Raw genomic sequence first — 16383 nt, 5'->3', positions numbered from 1 at the left:
CGATCCGCTCCTTTTCCCGATGTCTACGACACTAAGTCGGTGCAGGGGCGCCCAGGAAGGGGCGCCCCGGACCGGGTCAGGGAGATCCGGCGGCCGCGAGGACCGCGCGATGGGTCAGCACCCTGGCCAGATGCCGGCGATAGTCGGGCTGCGCGTGCAGGTCGGCGGGCGGCGTGGTGCCGTCGTCCGCCTCCTCGCACGCCTGCCTGACCTGCTCGCCCACCTCGACGCCGCGCAACGCGGCCTCCGCCGCCCGGGCCCGCACCGGTGTCGCCCCCATGTTGGTCAGCCCGATCCTGGCCTCCTGGATCGCGCCATCGGACCGCCTGACCGCCGCCGCCACCCCGACGATCGCCCAGGACTGCGCCGTCCGATGGAACTTCTCGTAGTGGAAGCCCCAGCCGGGGCCGAGCTTGGGGATCTTCACCCCGACCAGGACCTCGCCCGGACGCAGAGCCGACTCCCAGTAGTCGACGAAGAACTCGGCCACCGGGATCTCCCGCTCGCCCTCCTCCGACCTGGCCACGAAGACGCCGTCCAGCGCCAGCACCACCGCGGGCAGGTCGCCCGCCGGGTCCGCGTGCGCCAGCGAACCGCCGACCGTGCCGCGGTGCCGCACCGCCGGGTCGGCCACGGTGGCCACGGCCAGCGACAGCAACGGGCAGTCGGCGTTGACCACGCCCGACCGCAGCACCTCGTCGTGCGTCGCCATCGCGCCGACGAACACGTGGTCGCCGCGGTCGTGCACGCCCGCCAGCTCGGGCAGCCTGGCCACGTCCACCAGCGCGGACGGGTACGCGAGCCGCAGCCGCAGCAACGGCAGCAGCGACTGCCCGCCCGCGAGCACCTTCGCGTCCTCGTCCGAGGCCAGCGCCCTGCACGCCTCGGCGAGCGAGGCGGGGCGGACGTAGTCGAACTGTGCCGGGATCATCGCCGTGCTCCTTCCAGTGCCCGCCAGACGCGCTCGGGAGTGCACGGCATCTGGACGTCGTGGATGCCGTACGGGCGCAACGCGTCCACGACGGCGTTGACGACCGCCGGGGTGGAGGCGATCGTGCCCGCCTCGCCCACGCCCTTGACCCCGAGCGGGTTGCTGGTGGCGGGGGTCTCGGTCCTGTCGGTCACGAAGGTCGGCAGGTCCGCCGCCGACGGCAGCAGATAGTCGGCCATCGTGGCGGTGAGCAGGTTGCCCTCGGCGTCGTAGACGGCCTCCTCGAACAGCGCCTGCGCCACCCCCTGGGCGATGCCGCCGTGCACCTGGCCCTCGACGATCAGCGGGTTGACCACCTTGCCCACGTCGTCGACCGCCACATAGGAGCGGATCTTCGCCATGCCCGTCTCGGTGTCGACCTCCACCGCGCACAGGTGGGTGCCGTGCGGGAAGGAGTAGTTGTCGGGGTCGAACGTGGCATCGGAGTCCAGCCGCGGCTCCACCCCGTCGGGCAGGTCGTGCGCGGTGAACGCGGCGTAGGCCAGCTCCTGGATGGTCTGCTGCGCCTCGGTGCCCCGCACCTTGAACGCGCCCTCGGCGAACTCCAGATCGTCGGGCGAGCACTCCAGCACGTGCGCGGCCAGCGTCCGGGCCTTGTCGCGGACCTTCTCGCACGCCTTGAGCACCGCGACGCCGCCGATGACCAGCGAGCGCGAACCGTAGGTGTCCATGCCCTTGTGCGCGATCGCGGTGTCGCCGTGGATCACCGAGACGTCCTCGAACGGCACGCCCAGCGCGTCGGCCGCGATCTGGCTCCACGCCGTCACGTGGCCCTGCCCGTGCGGCGAGGTGCCGGTGATCACCTCGACCTTGCCGGTGGGCAGCATCCGCACCGAGCCGTGCTCCCAGCCCCCCGCGCCGTACTTCGCCATGCCCAGCAGCCTGGACGGAGCCAGCCCGCACATCTCGGTGTACGTGCTCACCCCGATGCCGAGCTGCACCGCGTCGCCCCTGTCGCGCCGGTCGGCCTGCTCGGCGCGCAGCTTGTCGTAGCCGAACAGCGCCATCGCCCGGTCCGTCGCCGCCTCGTAGTTGCCCGAGTCGTAGGTCAGCCCGGAGATCGTGGTGTAGGGGAACTCCTCGTGCCTGATCCAGTTGCGCCGCCGCACCTCCAGCGGATCGACCTGCAGCTCGGCCGCCAGCTCGTCCATGATCCGCTCGATGGCGTACGTCGCCTCGGGACGGCCCGCGCCCCGGTAGGCGTCGGTCGGCATCTTGGTGGTGAACACACCCGTGCAGGCGAACTCGTAGGCGTCCATCTTGTAGATGGCGTTGAACATCGACGCGCCGAGCATCGGCACGCCCGGCGTGACCAGCATCAGGTAGGCGCCCATGTCGGCCAGCAGATCCACCTGGAGGCCGCGGATCCGCCCGTCTGCCTCGGCCGCCAGCCTGACGTGCTGGATCTGGTCGCGGCCGTGATGCACGGTCAGGTTGCCCTCGGAGCGCGACTCCGTCCACTTGACCGGCCTGCCGAGCCGACGGGTGAGCAGCAGGCACAGCACCTCTTCCGCGGTGACCTGCAGCTTCGAGCCGAACCCGCCGCCCACGTCGGGCGCGATCACCCGGAGCTTGTGCTCGGGGATGCCGGTCACCACCGCCAGCATCACCCGCAGCACGTGCGGGATCTGCGTGGACGACCAGAGCGTGAACGTGTCGCCGTCGGTCACGGCCATGACCGCCCGGGGCTCCATCGCGCTCGGGATGAGCCGCTGCTGGACGAAGGTCCTGTCGATCACCACGGGCGCGTCGCGGAAGGCCCCCTCCACATCGCCGGACGTGATCTTCACGGAGAACGCCTGGTTGCCCGCGTCGTGCACCTTCGGGCTGCCCTCGGTCAGCGCGTCGTGCATGTCGAGGACGGCGGGCAGCGGCTCGTAGTCGACCTCGATCGCCTCCAGGGCGTCGGCCGCGCGGTAGCGGTCGGTGGCGACCACGCAGGCGACCGCCTCGCCCACGTACCGCACCTCCGACACCGCCATCGGCGGGTGGTCCGGGATGACGATGTCCTCGCTCACCGGCCACGCGCACGGCAGGCTGCCCTGCTCCCCGGCGAAGTCCTGGCCGCTGAACGCCGCCACCACGCCGGGCAGGCCCCGCGCCGCGGACACGTCCACCCGGGCGATCCTGGCGTGGGCCATCGGGCTGCGCAGGAACATCACGTGCAGGGTTCCCGGCTGCTGCAGGTTGTCGGTCCACCGGGTGCGCCCGGTCAGCAGGCGGGCGTCCTCCTTGCGTCTGCGCGCCCTGCCCACCTCGGTCGTCATTGTGCCCTCACCGCCTGCCCCATCTCCTGGGCGCCCCTGCGTACCGCGCGGACGATGTTGCAGTAGCCCGTGCACCTGCACAGGTTCCCCTCCAGGCCGTGCCTGATCGCCTCCTCCGACGGGTCGGGGGTGTCTCTGAGCAGATCGATCGCGGCCATGACCATGCCGGGCGTGCAGTAGCCGCACTGCAGCGCGTGCTCCTCGTGGAAGGCCCGCTGCATCGGGTGCATCGCGCCGTTCGCGCCCAGGCCCTCGATGGTGACGATGTCGCAGCCGTCGGCCTGGACGGCCAGGACCGAGCAGCTCTTGACGCTCTTGCCGTCGAGCATCACGGTGCAGGCGCCGCAGTTGCTGGTGTCGCAGCCCACAGGGGTGCCGGTCTTGCCCAGCCGATCTCTCAGCAGATGGACGAGAAGGAGTCGCGGCTCGACGTCCTCCTCGTACGTGACTCCGTCGACGGTGACAGCGATTCGAGGCATACGTCCTCCCTCAAAAGCAGGGGAAATGCGGACAGTTGCCAAGCTACGCTCGTGTTTCCCCCGGTCAAGGGTTACTTACCCCGGATCACCCGCGCCACGATCGCCACGAGCCCCGCGAAACCCAGCCCGACCACCACCAGCGCGACCAGGACCAGCGGGTCCTTGAGCGCCCCGGTCAAGATCAGGATGCCGAGCACGACGAACAGCGCGCCGCTGAGAAAGGCCATCCAGTCGGTCCTGTGGACACTGCGCGGCCTGTCGACCTCACGCGGCACGCCGCACCTCCATGTCGCCGACCCCGCCCCTGAGATTGAGCACGATGGTGGGGACCTTGCCCTCCGGCCGGGTCTCCGGTTCGAGCACCTTGTCGAAGCTGACGTCCACGCCGCCCCTGAGCGACTGGTCCACCTTGATGTCGCCGACCTTGTTGGACGCGTGCACCTCGACCCTCGCCGAGGGAGGCACGATCACGGCCAGCTGGCCGATCGAGACCGTCGCGTTGAACGTCAGGCTCGCGCCGGGCGTGAGCTGGAGCTCTGACAGGTCCAGCCTGCCGTCGCCGACGCCCACGTCGTACCTCCGGCTCGCCTCCGCGGCGGACGTCGGATGCCAGACCGAGTCGCCGATCCTCCTCGGCACCCCGCCGACCGTCAGCCCCAGGGCCACCAGCAGGGCCACGACCGTGCCCGTGGCCACCAGCCCCGCGCCGCGCCCCCACCAGGCCGCGACCAGCAGACCCGCGCCGATCGTGACGAGCACGGCGCCCCCGACGAGGGCCGGGTTCACACCCGAGCCCGACCTGGCTTGGACCGCCACGACTATCACTCCCATGATGATGGCCAGCAGTACGGTGATGGCGCCGATGAACGACCTGGGACGCTTCTGCCGGGGGACTGGCGGGGGGATCGGCCTGCCGTACAGCGTGGGGTCGTAGGGCGAGTAGCCCTCCCGCCTGCGCGGGTCCAGCGGCCGGTAGGGGCCCTTCGGGGCGAACGGCTCGCCGTAGGCCGGGTGCTCCACGGTCCTCGGCTGCGGCCGGTACCTCGGCGCCTCCTGGTACGGCTCCCCGTACACCTCTCCTCGGTCCCGAGGCGTCTCCTCGCGCCTGCCCTGGTACGGCGGGGTGTCGCTCGCGCCGGCGGGCCGTTCGGTCTCGGCGGCCGGACGCTCCTGCGGCGGGACGTCGGGGGCGAGGGCCGGGTTGACCGCGGTCACCGGCTGCTCCGCCGCCGGTTCCGGCACCGGCCTCTGCTCCGCGGCGGGTTCCGGGCGGCGGGCGGGGGCCGGCTCCGGGCGGGGAACCGGACTGGGACGGACAGGGGAAGTGGGCTGCGGCGGGCCGGGGAAGCTGGAGAAGTCCTGCCTGTACGGCGCCACCGGCTGCGCGCCCTGCCTGCGGTTGAGCCGCTCGGGCATCGAACGGGCCAGCGCGAGCAGGTTCACCCCGTTGGCGTGCGCGGCGAGCAGCGACACGGCCAGCACCACGCCGACCACCAGCGTGCCCGTCCCCAGCCAGACGTTCGCCAGGTTGACGACGAGCCCGAACGCGAGCACCGCGGTCAGCAGCGCCATCACGGTGTCGCCGGTGAAGTCGCGCCTGGTCCACTGCTCGATGTAGCCCGGCCTGCCGTCCGGCTCCTTCATCAGCAGGAAAGCCGCGATGTACATGAACAGCCCGATGCCGGAGCCGAACAGGAGCACGCCGAAGCCCACGCGGAAGACCACCGGGTCGAGCCCGGTGTAGCGGCCGAGCCCGGCGCACACGCCCATGAGGAAGCGCCCCTCGTTGCTGCGTCGCAGCACGTCGGGTGGTGCGGCCGGATGCTTCGGAGGCGCTTCTGTCATGGGTCCATCGTGGACCCGGGAGGCGGTTGCCCGCATCCGGGAGACCCCTGACCCGACCCGGGGGTCATTCCCTGATGCCCATTTCGTCCCCGACGTGTGACGATGACGGTGTTATGGCTGACCAGAAGACTCTTGCCGAACCAGGCCCCGACGCGCCCTACCACCGGATGATGCGTCCCATGGAGGGGCGCCTGCTCGGCGGCGTCGCCCAGGGGCTGGCGGCGCAGCTCAAGCTCGATCCGGTGGTGATCAGGCTGGCCTTCGTGCTGCTCAGCGTGGTCGACGGCGTCGGCATCGTGGTGTACGCGGTGCTCTGGATGATCGTGCCGCGCAGGCCGTACGAGGGGCAGCCGCCGCAGCGTGACTGGAGCCAGCTCGCCGCCTTCAGCGCCATCGGCATGGCGCTGCTGGCCTTCGGCTGGCTGACCGGTGCCTCCAAGGGCGGCATCGGGCTGCTGCCGTTCGCGGTGGGTGGGATCGGCGCGCTCATCCTGTGGCAGCAGGCCGACCCGGAACGCCGCAAGAACTGGGTCAGCGGCGCGACCAAGAGCATCCGGGGGAACCGGGTGCGCACGCTGCTCGGCGTGGCCCTGGTCGTGGTCGGCGCGGTGGGCTTCCTGGCCGGGCAGGGCGAGCTTGACCTGGGGGAGGCGGGCCAGGGGCTGATGTTCACGGTGGTCGTGGTCGTCGGCCTCGCGGTCATCGCCGCGCCGTGGCTCGCCGGGCTGTGGAAGGAGCTGCAGCTCGAACGGCGTGAGCGCATCAGGCAGGAGGAGCGGGCCGAGATGGCCGCGATGGTGCACGACTCGGTGCTGCACACCCTCACGCTGATCCAGCGCGTCGCGCACGACCCCCGCGAGGTCGCCCGCCTGGCCCGCGCGCAGGAACGCGACCTGCGCAACTGGCTCTACCAGCCCGCCCAGGACGCCGACGCGACGCTGGCCGCCGCCGTGCGCAGGATCGCCGCCGAGGAGGAGGACGCGCACGGGGTGCCGATCGAGGTGGTCTGCGTGGGTGACATCGCGCTCGACCCCGGGGGCAAGCTCGCCGCCACGTTGAAGGCGTCCCGGCAGGCGATGGTCAACGCGGCCAAATACTCTGGAAGCTCGTCCATTTCCGTCTATGCGGAGGTGGAGGGTGAAGAAGTGACGATTTTCGTGAAAGATCGTGGCAAGGGGTTCGACCTGGATGCGGTGCCGCTCGACCGGATGGGCATCAGGGAGTCCATCATCGGCAGAATGGAACGCCACGGCGGCGCCGCCAGGGTGCGCACCGAGCCGGGTGAGGGCACGGAAGTGATGTTGACGATGAAGGTGGAGAAGTCATGACCAGGGTCCTGATCGTCGATGACCACCGGCTGTTCCGCTCCGGCGTCCGGGCCGAGCTGGGCGAGTCGATCCAGGTCGTCGGCGAGGCCGAGGACGTCGAGACCGCGGTCAAGGCCATCGCCGAGCTCCAGCCTGACGTGGTCCTGCTCGACGTGCACATGCCCGGGGGCGGCGGCCAGGAGGTGCTGCGCCGGGTGCTCGGCGCCGGGTCGCAGGTGCGCTTCCTCGCGCTGTCGGTCTCCGACGCGGCCGAGGACGTGATCGGTGTGATCCGCGGCGGCGCCCGCGGCTACGTGACCAAGAACATCAGCGGCAAGGAGCTGACCGACGCGATCCGCCGGGTGGCCGAGGGCGACGCGGTCTTCTCGCCGAGGCTGGCCGGGTTCGTCCTCGACGCGTTCGCGTCGTCGGAGGCGCCCTCGATCGATCCCGAGCTCGACTCGCTGACCCAGCGCGAGCGGGAGGTGCTCCGGCTGATCGCCCGCGGTTACGCGTACAAGGAGATCGCCAAGGAGCTGTTCATCTCGGTCAAGACGGTCGAGACGCACGTGTCGTCGGTGCTGCGCAAGCTCCAGCTGTCCAACCGGCACGAGCTGTCGCGCTGGGCCACGGCCCGCCGCCTGGTCTGACGCTCTGGCCTAACCGTCCCTGACGTGCGACATTTCGGATATGGGACGGGACGTGCCAGTCGTCGTGTTCAGCAGGGACGATCGCCGGAAATATCGGGAAAAAGTGCGACAAAGTCTGGACGTTTTCGCCCAGATGCTCCGGGAGTCGCGCTTCGAACGCGACCGGCCGGTCGCCGGGCTGGAGATCGAGCTCAACATCGTGGACGAGCACGGCCGGCCCGCCATGCGCAACGCCCAGGTGCTCGCCGCCATCGCGGCCCCCGACTGGGCCACCGAACTCGGCCAGTTCAACGTCGAGATCAACGTCCAGCCGCAGGAGCTGGGCGGCGACGGCGCGCTCAGACTGGAGAACGACGTCAGGGCCCGGCTCAACCACGCGGAGGACCGGGCCCGCTCGCAGGGCGGCCACCTCGTCCTGATCGGCGTCCTGCCCACGCTGCGCGAGCAGGACGTCGTCGAGGGCGCCCTGTCGGCCAACCCCCGCTACCGGCTGCTCAACGAGCAGATCTTCGCCGCCCGCGGCGAGGACCTCCACCTGTCGATCGAGGGCGTCGAACGCCTCGACACGCACGCCGACAGCATCACCCCCGAGGCGGCCTGCACCAGCGTCCAGCTGCACCTCCAGGTCAGCCCCGAGGAGTTCGCCGCGCACTGGAACGCGGCCCAGACCATCGCCGGACCCCAGGTGGCCCTCGCCGCCAACTCGCCCTACCTGTTCGGCAGGGAACTGCACCGCGAGACCAGGATCGCGCTGTTCGAACAGGCCACCGACACCCGTCCCGACGAGCTGAAAGCCCAGGGAGTGCGGCCGCGCGTCTGGTTCGGCGAGCGGTGGATCACCACGGTCTTCGACCTGTTCGAGGAGAACGTCCGCTACTACCCGGCGCTGCTGCCGCTCTGCGAGGACGAGGACCCGCGGGAGGAGTTGGAGCAGGGACGCGTCCCGCACCTGCACGAGCTGACCCTGCACAACGGCACGATCTACCGCTGGAACCGTCCGGTGTACGCGGTGGCCGACGAGAGCCCGCACCTGCGGGTGGAGAACCGGGTGCTGCCCGCGGGGCCGTCGGTGGTGGACATCCTGGCCAACGCCGCCTTCTACTACGGTCTGATGGCCGTCCTGCCGCACGCCGAGCGTCCGATCTGGAGCCAGATGTCCTTCTCCGCCGCCGAGGACAACCTGAACGCCGCCGCCCGGCACGGTCTCGACGCCCGCCTGTACTGGCCGGGCGTCGGCGAGGTGCCGGCGGCGGAGCTGGTGCTGCGGCGGCTGCTGCCGATGGCGCACGAGGGGCTCGCCAGGTGGGGCGTGGACACAGCCGTCGCCGACCGCCTGCTCGGCGTGATCGAGGGACGCTGCCTGACGGGCCGTACGGGGGCGACGTGGCAGGTGGACAAGGTGCGCGCGCTCGGCGGCGAGCGGCAGGAGGCGCTGCGCGCCATGACGCTGGAGTACATCGAGCGTATGCACGGGAATGAACCCGTCCACACGTGGGAAGTGTGAAGCCCGTGAGCCGACCCCTGGCGCTGGTACTCGCGCTCCTGCTCCTGCTGACGGCCTGCGGGCTCACCCGCGCCCCCTCCAGGGACGTCCGGGGAGCCGACACCGTCGACGACGACGTGATCGCGGCCCGGCAGCTCACGGAGCAGTTCTGGGTGCAGCAGTTCAAGCAGCAGGGACTGACCTATCGGCCTATCACTGCTTTTATCCCCTATACCGGTGATTCTGGGCCGAGGTGCGGTAACGAGCGTGCCGTGCCGAACAACGCCTTCTACTGCCCGCTCGGACACTTCGTCGCCTACGACCGGGACTGGATGGAGTCGTTATGGAATGAGATGGGTGACGGGTCCGTCTACCTGATCGTCCCCCACGAGCTGGGGCACGCCGTCCAGGCGCAGCTCGAATCCCGCTTCGAGCTGAACGTCCAGCAGGAGCTCCAGGCCGACTGCTACGCGGGCGGCACGCTGTCGGCACTGATCAACTCCGGCGCCCTCCGCGCCGAACCAGGGGACGAGGACGAACTCCTCCTCAACCTCGAAGCCGCCGGAGACCCCACGGACGACTGGCTGAACCCCGCCGCACACGGCACCGCCCAGCAACGCCAACGCTCGTTCGCCACGGGCTACAACAACAGCGTCGGCGCCTGCTGAGACGCACGGGCTGACATCCACTGAGGGTGTACGTGCGTGTCAGCCCTGAGGATGATGCGGTCGATCATGAGCTGGTCGTAGCGTTGACGCATGCCATTGGGAGAGATCGGCTGGCTGCGCGGGGGCGCCTGCAGGTCCAGCGATCCTGAGCTCTTCTTCCCGCTCGCCCCCAGTCCCGTCCAGGAAGCCCGGGCCAAGGCCGTCTGCGCGACCTGCCAGGTTCTCGCCGAGTGCCGCGCGTACGCCTTACGAGCCGGTGAAGCCGAGGGCATCTGGGGCGGCCTGACCCCGGCGGAACGCCGCCGCACCCGCTTCCCGGCAGGCTGGCGCACCCCGGCCGCCACCTGACCGTCCTCCGGCCCCACCATCGTGGGAGTCCGGGACCACCGGTGCGCCCCTCACGCTGAGGCGCTGCGTGGGGGGGTGGGTCCCGCGCCGAAGGGCTGTGCGAACGTTTGGGTTCCGCGCTGAGGTGCTGCGTGGGGTTTGGGGTCCCGGGCTGAGGCGCTGCGAACGTTTGGGATCCGCGCTGAGGCGTTGTGCGGGGGGCTTGGGGGCTCGCACCGAGGTGGTGTGGGGTTCGAGGTCCCGGGCTGAGGTGCTGTGTGGGGGCCGGGCTCATCGGCCCGCCCCGCGCTGAGGCGGTGCGCGCGTATCAGCACGAACACTGTCTTGGCCAGGAAACTCTGCCGTCCATATGCGATCTGCAAACTATCCGTATCCGATAGATCGCGTAGAGTAATGTCCCGGTCATGGTCACGCCACTTCACGAGGGGCTGGTTGGGATCACCACTCTCGACACCGAACAGACCGCGCACATGCTGCGCACCATGTTCGAGCTGCCCATCTCCCCGACAGCGCAGGTACGCGTAGTCTCGTGTGATCTGTCCGAATGCGTTCCCGCCGTCTATCGGGCCGACGCCGCCATCCTTTACGGCGACGGCGAGGCACGACTCGGGGTCATCACCGAGGTTCAGCTCAAGCCGGACCCCGAGAAGCATCTCACCTGGCTTGCGTACCTGGCGAACCTCCGGGCCCGCGACAAGTGCGAGGTCTGCCTCGTCGTCATCTGCCCCGATCGGGCCACGGCCAAGTGGGCCGCGAAGGCCATCAGGACCGGCCACCCCGGGCTGATCCTGATACCGCTGGTGATCGGCCCCGACAACACCCCCGTCATCATCGACGTCGCCGAGGCCGTGGGCAACATCGGCCTGTCTGCGATCTCGGCCATCACCCACAGCAAGCATCCGGAGATCAGCACCATCCTGGCCACCCTTACGGAGGCATTGGACAGCATCGATCCTGCCAAGGCCCGCCAGTACGCTGAATATGTCACCGTGGCTCTGACAGGCGACGCGCAGAAGGAAATGGAGCGGCTCATGGCCACTGAGACCTACCTGTACCAGGGCGAGTACGCCCAGAGCCTGATCGCCAGGGGCGAGATCCTCGGCGAAGCCAGAGGCGAAGCCAGGGGTGAGGCGAGAGGCGAGGCCAAGTCTGTGCTGCGGGTGCTGGAGTATCGGGGGATCTCCGTGGCTGACAGTGATCGTAAGCGCATCATGAGTTGCGTGGATCTCGACACGTTGGAGATGTGGTTGCAGCGGGCGCTGAGCGTCGACTCTGCTGAGGAGCTGTTCCTCTGAGGTCGTTGAGGCGGCGCCCTTTCACGTTGAGTGGGCGCCGTCGCTGGCAAGAGATGGAGCGGCTCGTGGCCACTGAGACCTACCTGTACCAGGGCGAGTACGCCCAGAGCCTGATCGCCAGAGGCGAGATCCTCGGCGAAGCCAGAGGCGAAGCCAAGTCTGTGCTGCGGGTGCTGGAGTATCGGGGGATCTCCGTGGCCGACGGTGATCGGGAGCGCATCATGAGTTGCGTGGATCTCGACACGTTGGAGATGTGGTTGCAGCGGGCGCTGTCGGTCCACTCCGCTGAGGAGCTGTTCCTCTGAGGTCGTTGAGGCGGCGCCCTTTCACGTTGAGTGGGCGCCGTCGCTGGCAAGAGATGGAGCGGCTCATGGCCACCGAGACCTACCTGTACCAGGGCGAGTACGCCCAGAGCCTGATCGCCAGGGGTGAGGCCAGGGGTGAGGCCAGGGGCGAAGCCAGGGGTGAGGTCAGGGGTGAGGCGAGAGGCGAGGCCAGGTCTGTGCTGCGGGTGTTGGAGTATCGGGGGGTCTCCGTGGGTGACGGTGATCGGGCGCGGATTATGAGTTGTCTGGATCTCGACACGTTGGAGATGTGGTTGCAGCGGGCGCTGAGCGTCGACTCCGCTGAGGAGCTGTTCCTCTGAGGTCGTTGAGGCCTCCGTTGGCAGGCGGTTGTGGTTGGGGTGGCCGTCGGTGAAATGGCTGTAGGCGCGCCGGATGTTGGTTGACTGGCTGTCTCTGCTGGAGCTGCGGAGAAGGCCGACCCGAGATGGGGCGCCGGCCCCGAGATGGGGCCTCGCCGGCGAGGCCGTTCAGGCGCGTGCATCGGGGACGGAGGTGCGGCGCCTGAGCGCGCCGTCGTTTGCGTGTTGCGGCGCCTGAAGTGCTGTGCCCGGTCGGGTCGCCCTGAACCGTCGCACTTGGTGCGGGAGGCGTCGGCGCGGGACGTAGCCTGCAGGGGTGCTGCTTCCCTCGATCGCCGTGCTGGCCGCGGCCAACGTGCTGAACAACCGGGTCGCGCCGCGGCTCGCGCCCCTGACCTCGGCCGTCGCCACGGCGGTGCTGGTGGCGATGGCTCGCAGGGACGGGGTGTCGTGGCGGGAGTTGGGGTTCGACCGGGGGCGCCGGGGGGCGGCGGTCGGCGGGGTGTTGGCCGCCGGGGTAGCCGCCGTCTACACGGCCGGGGTCGCGATCCCGCGTACGCGGGAGTTCTTCCACGATGAGCGGGCGTTGTCGCTGACGCGGGCGCGCGTCCTGGAGGAGGCCCTGCTCCAGGTGCCGGTCGGGACGGTGCTGCTGGAGGAGGTGGGCTTCAGGGGAGCCCTGTACGGCATGCTCCGCCGTACCCACGGCACGGCGACGGCGACGGCGGTGTCGTCGGCGCTGTTCGGGCTCTGGCACATCCTGCCCGCCATCGACATGGCCCGCGCCAACCCCGCTTTCGGCGCGCTGGCGGCGGGGGAGGCACCAGGGCAGCTCGACGCGGTGCGGGCAGCCGGACGCCCCGGCACGGCGCGAGTAGTGGGGGAAGCAACTTCCGGGCAGCCGGGCACGGCTCCGGTGGAGGCCGGTGAGGCGTCTGGGCAGCCGGACACGGCCCACGCGGTGGCGGGTGAGGTGCCCACGCGGCCGGATACGGCCCACGCGGTGGCGGGTGAGGCGCCCATGCAGCCAGACATGGCTCAGGTGGCGGTAGTGGAGGCCGGGGCGGGGGAGGCGGCCTCGCGGCTCGAGACGGCGCGCGTTGTGGTGGGGAGCGTGGTGTCGACAGCGGCGGCGGGGGTGTTCTTCTGCGAGCTCCGCCGCCGAGCCGGCCTGCTGGCGCCGACGATGCTGCACCTGTCCACGAACTCCCTCGGCTACCTGTTCGCCCGCCTCGCCGGGAAGCGCGCGCGGGACGCGCACGCTCAGCCGGTCAGAGCATCGGACTCGTAAGCCGAGTAAGCCGAGTAAGCCGAACCAGGTGGTCAGGCGGTCGGGACGACCTGGAAGCCCTCCGCGTAGCGGCCCTCGCCGAACCCGGCCCGCTCGGCCCAGCTGGCGAAACGGGACCTGATGAAGTCCGCGAAGCCCTCGACGTGCGACACCTGGCTGACGTGCGACTGGAGGGCCGTCAGCTTGCGGTCGATCGCGTCGGTGATGTCCACCCAGTGGTCGGGGGTCGAGCCGCCGGTCAGCCAGACCTCGCGGACGGTCCACGCCTCCAGGCCCTCGTCCTTGGCCAGTTCGGGGAAGGCGTAGGGGTTGCGGGCGTCGGGGTAGACGGCGTCGAGGGTGGAGCCGCCCACTGCGCGGTGGTCGGGGTGGCTGGGGGCGATGAACTGGTAGTTGCGGTCGGGGTGGTGGGTGATCACCAGGTCGGGACGCACCTGGCGGATGACCCTGGCGATGTCGCGCCTGAGGTCCAGCGACGGCACCACGCGGCCGTCGGAGTAGCCGAGGAAGCGGACGTCCGTGACGCCCACGGCCTTGGCCGCCGCCGTCTGCTCGGCCCTGCGCAGCTCGGCCATGCCCGAATTGTCGAGTGTCCGTTCGTTGCCGCCCGCGTCGCCGTCCGTGACCAGGAGGTAGGTGACCTGGACGCCCCGGTCGACGAAGAGTGCGACCGTCCCGGCGGCGCTGAAGTCGGCGTCGTCGGGATGCGCGGTCACCAGCAGCACCCGGTTGATCTCGCTTTCCGTCAGCATGTTCGTCCTTTCTGATCTGCTCCCCTGGACAACCAGCTTGCCCTGAAGGGCATTCCGGGCGCCGATTGTCGGTGGGGAGTCTTAACCTAGGACAGTGCCGACCGAAGTCTCTGTTGACCATCCCTTGCTCGACGGTCTCAACCCGCAACAGCGCGAGGCCGTGATCCATCACGGCAGTCCGCTGCTGATCGTGGCGGGGGCGGGCTCCGGCAAGACCAGGGTGCTCACCCATCGCATCGCGTACCTGCTGGCCGAGCGGAACGTCCACCCGGGTGAGATCCTGGCGATCACGTTCACCAACAAGGCCGCGCGCGAGATGAAGGAGCGCATCGACAAGCTGGTCGGCCCGCGCTCGAAGGCGATGTGGGTGATGACGTTCCACAGCGCCTGCATGCGCATCCTGCGGCGCGAGGCGAAGCGGCTCGGCTTCCCGTCCAGCTTCTCGATCTACGACCAGGCCGACTCGCAGCGGCTCATGGCGATGGTCTGCCGCGAGATGGATCTCGACCCGAAGCGCTACCCGCCCAGGTCGTTCTCGGCGCAGGTCAGCAACTTCAAGAACGAGCTGATCGACTACGAGACCGCCATGGGCAAGGCGGGCTCCCACCTGGAGAAGGTGCTGGCCGAGGCGTACAAGAGCTACCAGCTCAAGCTCACCGAGGCCGGCGCCATGGACTTCGACGACATCATCATGAACACGGTGACGTTGTTCCAGCTCTTCCCCGAGGTGGCCGAGCACTACCGGATGCGCTTCCGGCACGTCATGGTCGACGAGTACCAGGACACCAACCACGCCCAGTACATCCTGGTCAGAGAGCTGGTGGGCCGTCCTGAGCTGCGTACGGACGACGGCGATCTGGTGCGTTCCGGCGCCGACCAGTCCGAGCTGTGCGTGGTGGGCGACGCCGACCAGTCGATCTACGCCTTCCGGGGCGCGACCATCCGCAACATCCTGGAGTTCGAGCGCGACTACCCCGACGCGCGCACGATCCTGCTGGAGCAGAACTACCGTTCGACGCAGAACATCCTGGCGGCGGCCAACTCGGTCATCGCGCGCAACGAGTCGCGCAAGCCGAAGAACCTCTGGTCCGACCAGGGCGACGGTCCGAAGATCGTCGGTTACGTGGCCGACAACGAGCACGACGAGGCCATGTTCGTCGCACAGGAGGTCGACCGGCTCGGCGACGAGGAAGGCGTCAGGCCCGGCGACGTCGCGGTCTTCTACCGCACGAACGCCGCCTCCCGCGTCTTCGAGGAGATCTTCATCCGCACCGGGCTGCCGTACAAGGTGGTCGGGGGCGTGCGCTTCTACGAGCGCAAGGAGGTCAAGGACCTGCTGGCCTACCTGCGGGTGCTGGCCAACCCGGCCGACGTGGTGTCGCTGCGGCGCATCCTGAACGTCCCCAAACGCGGCATCGGCGACCGGGCCGAGGCGATGGTCGAGGCGCTCTCGTCCCGCGAGCGCATCTCCTTCTGGGACGCGTTGCGCAGGGCCGACGAGGCGTACGGCATGGCCACCCGCTCGCTCAACGCCGTGCGCGAGTTCGTCGCGCTGGTCGAGGAGCTGATCGAGAAGGCGGCGGGCATGCCGCCGTCGGCGCTGGCGGAGGAGGTGCTGGTGGCCACCGGCTACCGCGCCGAGCTGGAGGCGTCGGAGGATCCGCAGGACGAGTCGCGCCTGGAGAACCTCAACGAGCTGATCTCGGTGGCGTCCGAGTTCGAGGAGGCCAACCCCGAGGGCACGCTGGTGGAGTTCCTGGAGCAGGTGTCACTGGTGGCCGACGCCGACCAGATCCCCGAGTCCGACGGCGGCCAGGGCGTGGTCACGCTGATGACCCTGCACACCGCCAAGGGCCTGGAGTTCCCGGTGGTGTTCCTGACCGCGATGGAGGACGGCGTCTTCCCGCACGTCCGGTCGCTGAGCGAGCCGAAGGAGCTGGAGGAGGAGCGCCGCCTGGCCTACGTCGGCATCACCAGGGCGCAGCAGCGGCTCTACCTCACCAGGGCGGCCGTGCGCAGTTCGTGGGGTGCGCCGTCGTTCAACCCGGCGTCGCGCTTCGTGAACGAGGTGCCGAGCTCGCTGGTCGACTGGCGCACCGATCCGGAGAAGTCGGCGTGGAGCGCGGCCACCCGGCGCGAGCCCGCCCCCGCGGCGGCGCCCAAGAAGAGCGGCCGCACGGTTCCGTCCCTGGCGCCCGGCGACCGGGTCACGCACGACGCGTTCGGCCTGGGCACGGTGGTGTCGGTCGACGGGGTGGCGGAGAAGACCAAGGTCAAGATCGACTTCGGCAGCGGCGGCGAGAAGACCCTCCTGCTCGCCTACGCCCCCCTGGAGAAGCTCTGACGGTGCTCCTCGGGGCG

At 69.9% G+C, this 16383-nt stretch carries 16 protein-coding genes; 10 read left to right on the top strand and 6 right to left on the bottom strand.

Translation table 11 applies throughout. The features are described 5' to 3' along the window. Window positions 1-76: 76 nt before the first annotated feature. The 5 genes from ABT294_RS05705 to ABT294_RS05685 form a co-directional block, all read right to left on the bottom strand. Window positions 77-931 (bottom strand): FAD binding domain-containing protein, encoded by an 855-nt coding sequence (locus ABT294_RS05705; RefSeq protein WP_350803805.1) that lies wholly within the window; start codon window positions 929-931, stop codon window positions 77-79. Beyond that, on the bottom strand, window positions 928-3258 hold the full coding sequence (locus ABT294_RS05700; protein ID WP_350803804.1) for a xanthine dehydrogenase family protein molybdopterin-binding subunit: 2331 nt from the start codon (window positions 3256-3258) through the stop codon (window positions 928-930). Before ABT294_RS05700 ends, ABT294_RS05705 begins: the two co-directional genes overlap by 4 nt. Further along, window positions 3255-3737 carry a (2Fe-2S)-binding protein gene (locus ABT294_RS05695; protein WP_350803803.1) on the bottom strand — a complete coding sequence of 161 codons (483 nt, stop codon included), beginning with the start codon at window positions 3735-3737 and terminating at the stop codon, window positions 3255-3257. The genes ABT294_RS05700 and ABT294_RS05695 overlap by 4 nt, the downstream gene beginning before the upstream one ends. A 71-nt stretch (window positions 3738-3808) precedes the next feature. Then, entirely contained in the window at window positions 3809-4012 is a 204-nt protein-coding gene (locus ABT294_RS05690; protein WP_350803802.1) for a hypothetical protein, read from the bottom strand. Continuing rightward, on the bottom strand, window positions 4002-5582 hold the full coding sequence (locus ABT294_RS05685) for a PspC domain-containing protein (protein ID WP_350803801.1): 1581 nt from the start codon (window positions 5580-5582) through the stop codon (window positions 4002-4004). Before ABT294_RS05685 ends, ABT294_RS05690 begins: the two co-directional genes overlap by 11 nt. Before the next feature lie 113 nt (window positions 5583-5695). Here ABT294_RS05685 and ABT294_RS05680 point away from each other — a divergent pair, with 113 nt between their 5' ends. The 9 genes from ABT294_RS05680 to ABT294_RS05640 all read left to right on the top strand — a co-directional run bounded on the left by ABT294_RS05680 (window position 5696) and on the right by ABT294_RS05640 (window position 13270). Beyond that, window positions 5696-6910 carry an ATP-binding protein gene (locus ABT294_RS05680; RefSeq protein WP_350803800.1) on the top strand — a complete coding sequence of 405 codons (1215 nt, stop codon included), beginning with the start codon at window positions 5696-5698 and terminating at the stop codon, window positions 6908-6910. Continuing rightward, the gene (locus ABT294_RS05675) at window positions 6907-7539 is read left to right on the top strand and encodes a response regulator (protein ID WP_350803799.1); all 633 of its coding nucleotides are present in this window, start codon (window positions 6907-6909) and stop codon (window positions 7537-7539) included. The genes ABT294_RS05680 and ABT294_RS05675 overlap by 4 nt, the downstream gene beginning before the upstream one ends. A 103-nt stretch (window positions 7540-7642) precedes the next feature. Further along, window positions 7643-9043, top strand: a complete 1401-nt coding sequence (locus ABT294_RS05670; RefSeq protein ID WP_350803798.1) for a glutamate-cysteine ligase family protein — start codon at window positions 7643-7645, stop codon at window positions 9041-9043. Window positions 9044-9048: 5 nt separating this feature from the next. Then, on the top strand, window positions 9049-9690 hold the full coding sequence (locus ABT294_RS05665; RefSeq protein ID WP_350803797.1) for a neutral zinc metallopeptidase: 642 nt from the start codon (window positions 9049-9051) through the stop codon (window positions 9688-9690). 90 nt (window positions 9691-9780) lie between these two features. Further along, window positions 9781-10038: a WhiB family transcriptional regulator gene (locus ABT294_RS05660; RefSeq protein ID WP_350803795.1), complete on the top strand. Its 258-nt coding sequence runs from the start codon at window positions 9781-9783 to the stop codon at window positions 10036-10038. 404 nt (window positions 10039-10442) lie between these two features. Beyond that, window positions 10443-11333, top strand: coding sequence for a hypothetical protein (locus tag ABT294_RS05655; RefSeq protein WP_350803794.1), 891 nt, complete (start codon window positions 10443-10445; stop codon window positions 11331-11333). Window positions 11334-11398: 65 nt separating this feature from the next. Beyond that, complete coding sequence (locus tag ABT294_RS05650) at window positions 11399-11638, top strand: hypothetical protein (RefSeq protein WP_350803793.1); 240 nt, start codon at window positions 11399-11401, stop codon at window positions 11636-11638. A 65-nt stretch (window positions 11639-11703) separates the two neighbouring features. After that, a complete protein-coding gene (locus ABT294_RS05645; RefSeq protein ID WP_350803792.1) occupies window positions 11704-11979 on the top strand; it encodes a hypothetical protein in 276 nt (91 codons plus the stop codon). 316 nt (window positions 11980-12295) lie between these two features. Then, a complete protein-coding gene (locus tag ABT294_RS05640) occupies window positions 12296-13270 on the top strand; it encodes a CPBP family intramembrane glutamic endopeptidase (RefSeq protein ID WP_350803791.1) in 975 nt (324 codons plus the stop codon). Window positions 13271-13302: 32 nt separating this feature from the next. Here the strand turns inward: ABT294_RS05640 and ABT294_RS05635 are convergent, their stop codons facing one another. After that, on the bottom strand, window positions 13303-14022 hold the full coding sequence (locus tag ABT294_RS05635) for a PIG-L deacetylase family protein (protein WP_350803790.1): 720 nt from the start codon (window positions 14020-14022) through the stop codon (window positions 13303-13305). Between the two features lie 94 nt (window positions 14023-14116). Here ABT294_RS05635 and pcrA point away from each other — a divergent pair, with 94 nt between their 5' ends. After that, window positions 14117-16366, top strand: a complete 2250-nt coding sequence (gene pcrA / locus ABT294_RS05630; protein WP_502911964.1) for a DNA helicase PcrA — start codon at window positions 14117-14119, stop codon at window positions 16364-16366. The last annotated feature ends 17 nt before the right edge of the window (window positions 16367-16383 follow it).

Origin of the sequence: Nonomuraea sp. NPDC000554 (assembly GCF_040300065.1) — a bacterium.
Lineage (GTDB): Bacteria > Actinomycetota > Actinomycetes > Streptosporangiales > Streptosporangiaceae > Nonomuraea.
Note: the sequence above shows the minus strand (reverse complement) of the source record. Positions and strands in the feature narration are given on the sequence as shown.

Coding starts and splice junctions, on each gene's coding strand:
- ABT294_RS05705 (WP_350803805.1), bottom strand. CDS start 931: ATGATCCCGGCACAGTTCGACTACGTCCGCCCCGCCTCGCTCGCCGAG.
- ABT294_RS05700 (WP_350803804.1), bottom strand. CDS start 3,258: ATGACGACCGAGGTGGGCAGGGCGCGCAGACGCAAGGAGGACGCCCGC.
- ABT294_RS05695 (WP_350803803.1), bottom strand. CDS start 3,737: ATGCCTCGAATCGCTGTCACCGTCGACGGAGTCACGTACGAGGAGGAC.
- ABT294_RS05685 (WP_350803801.1), bottom strand. CDS start 5,582: ATGACAGAAGCGCCTCCGAAGCATCCGGCCGCACCACCCGACGTGCTG.
- ABT294_RS05680 (WP_350803800.1), top strand. CDS start 5,696: ATGGCTGACCAGAAGACTCTTGCCGAACCAGGCCCCGACGCGCCCTAC.
- ABT294_RS05675 (WP_350803799.1), top strand. CDS start 6,907: ATGACCAGGGTCCTGATCGTCGATGACCACCGGCTGTTCCGCTCCGGC.
- ABT294_RS05660 (WP_350803795.1), top strand. CDS start 9,781: ATGCCATTGGGAGAGATCGGCTGGCTGCGCGGGGGCGCCTGCAGGTCC.
- ABT294_RS05655 (WP_350803794.1), top strand. CDS start 10,443: ATGGTCACGCCACTTCACGAGGGGCTGGTTGGGATCACCACTCTCGAC.
- ABT294_RS05645 (WP_350803792.1), top strand. CDS start 11,704: ATGGCCACCGAGACCTACCTGTACCAGGGCGAGTACGCCCAGAGCCTG.
- ABT294_RS05635 (WP_350803790.1), bottom strand. CDS start 14,022: ATGCTGACGGAAAGCGAGATCAACCGGGTGCTGCTGGTGACCGCGCAT.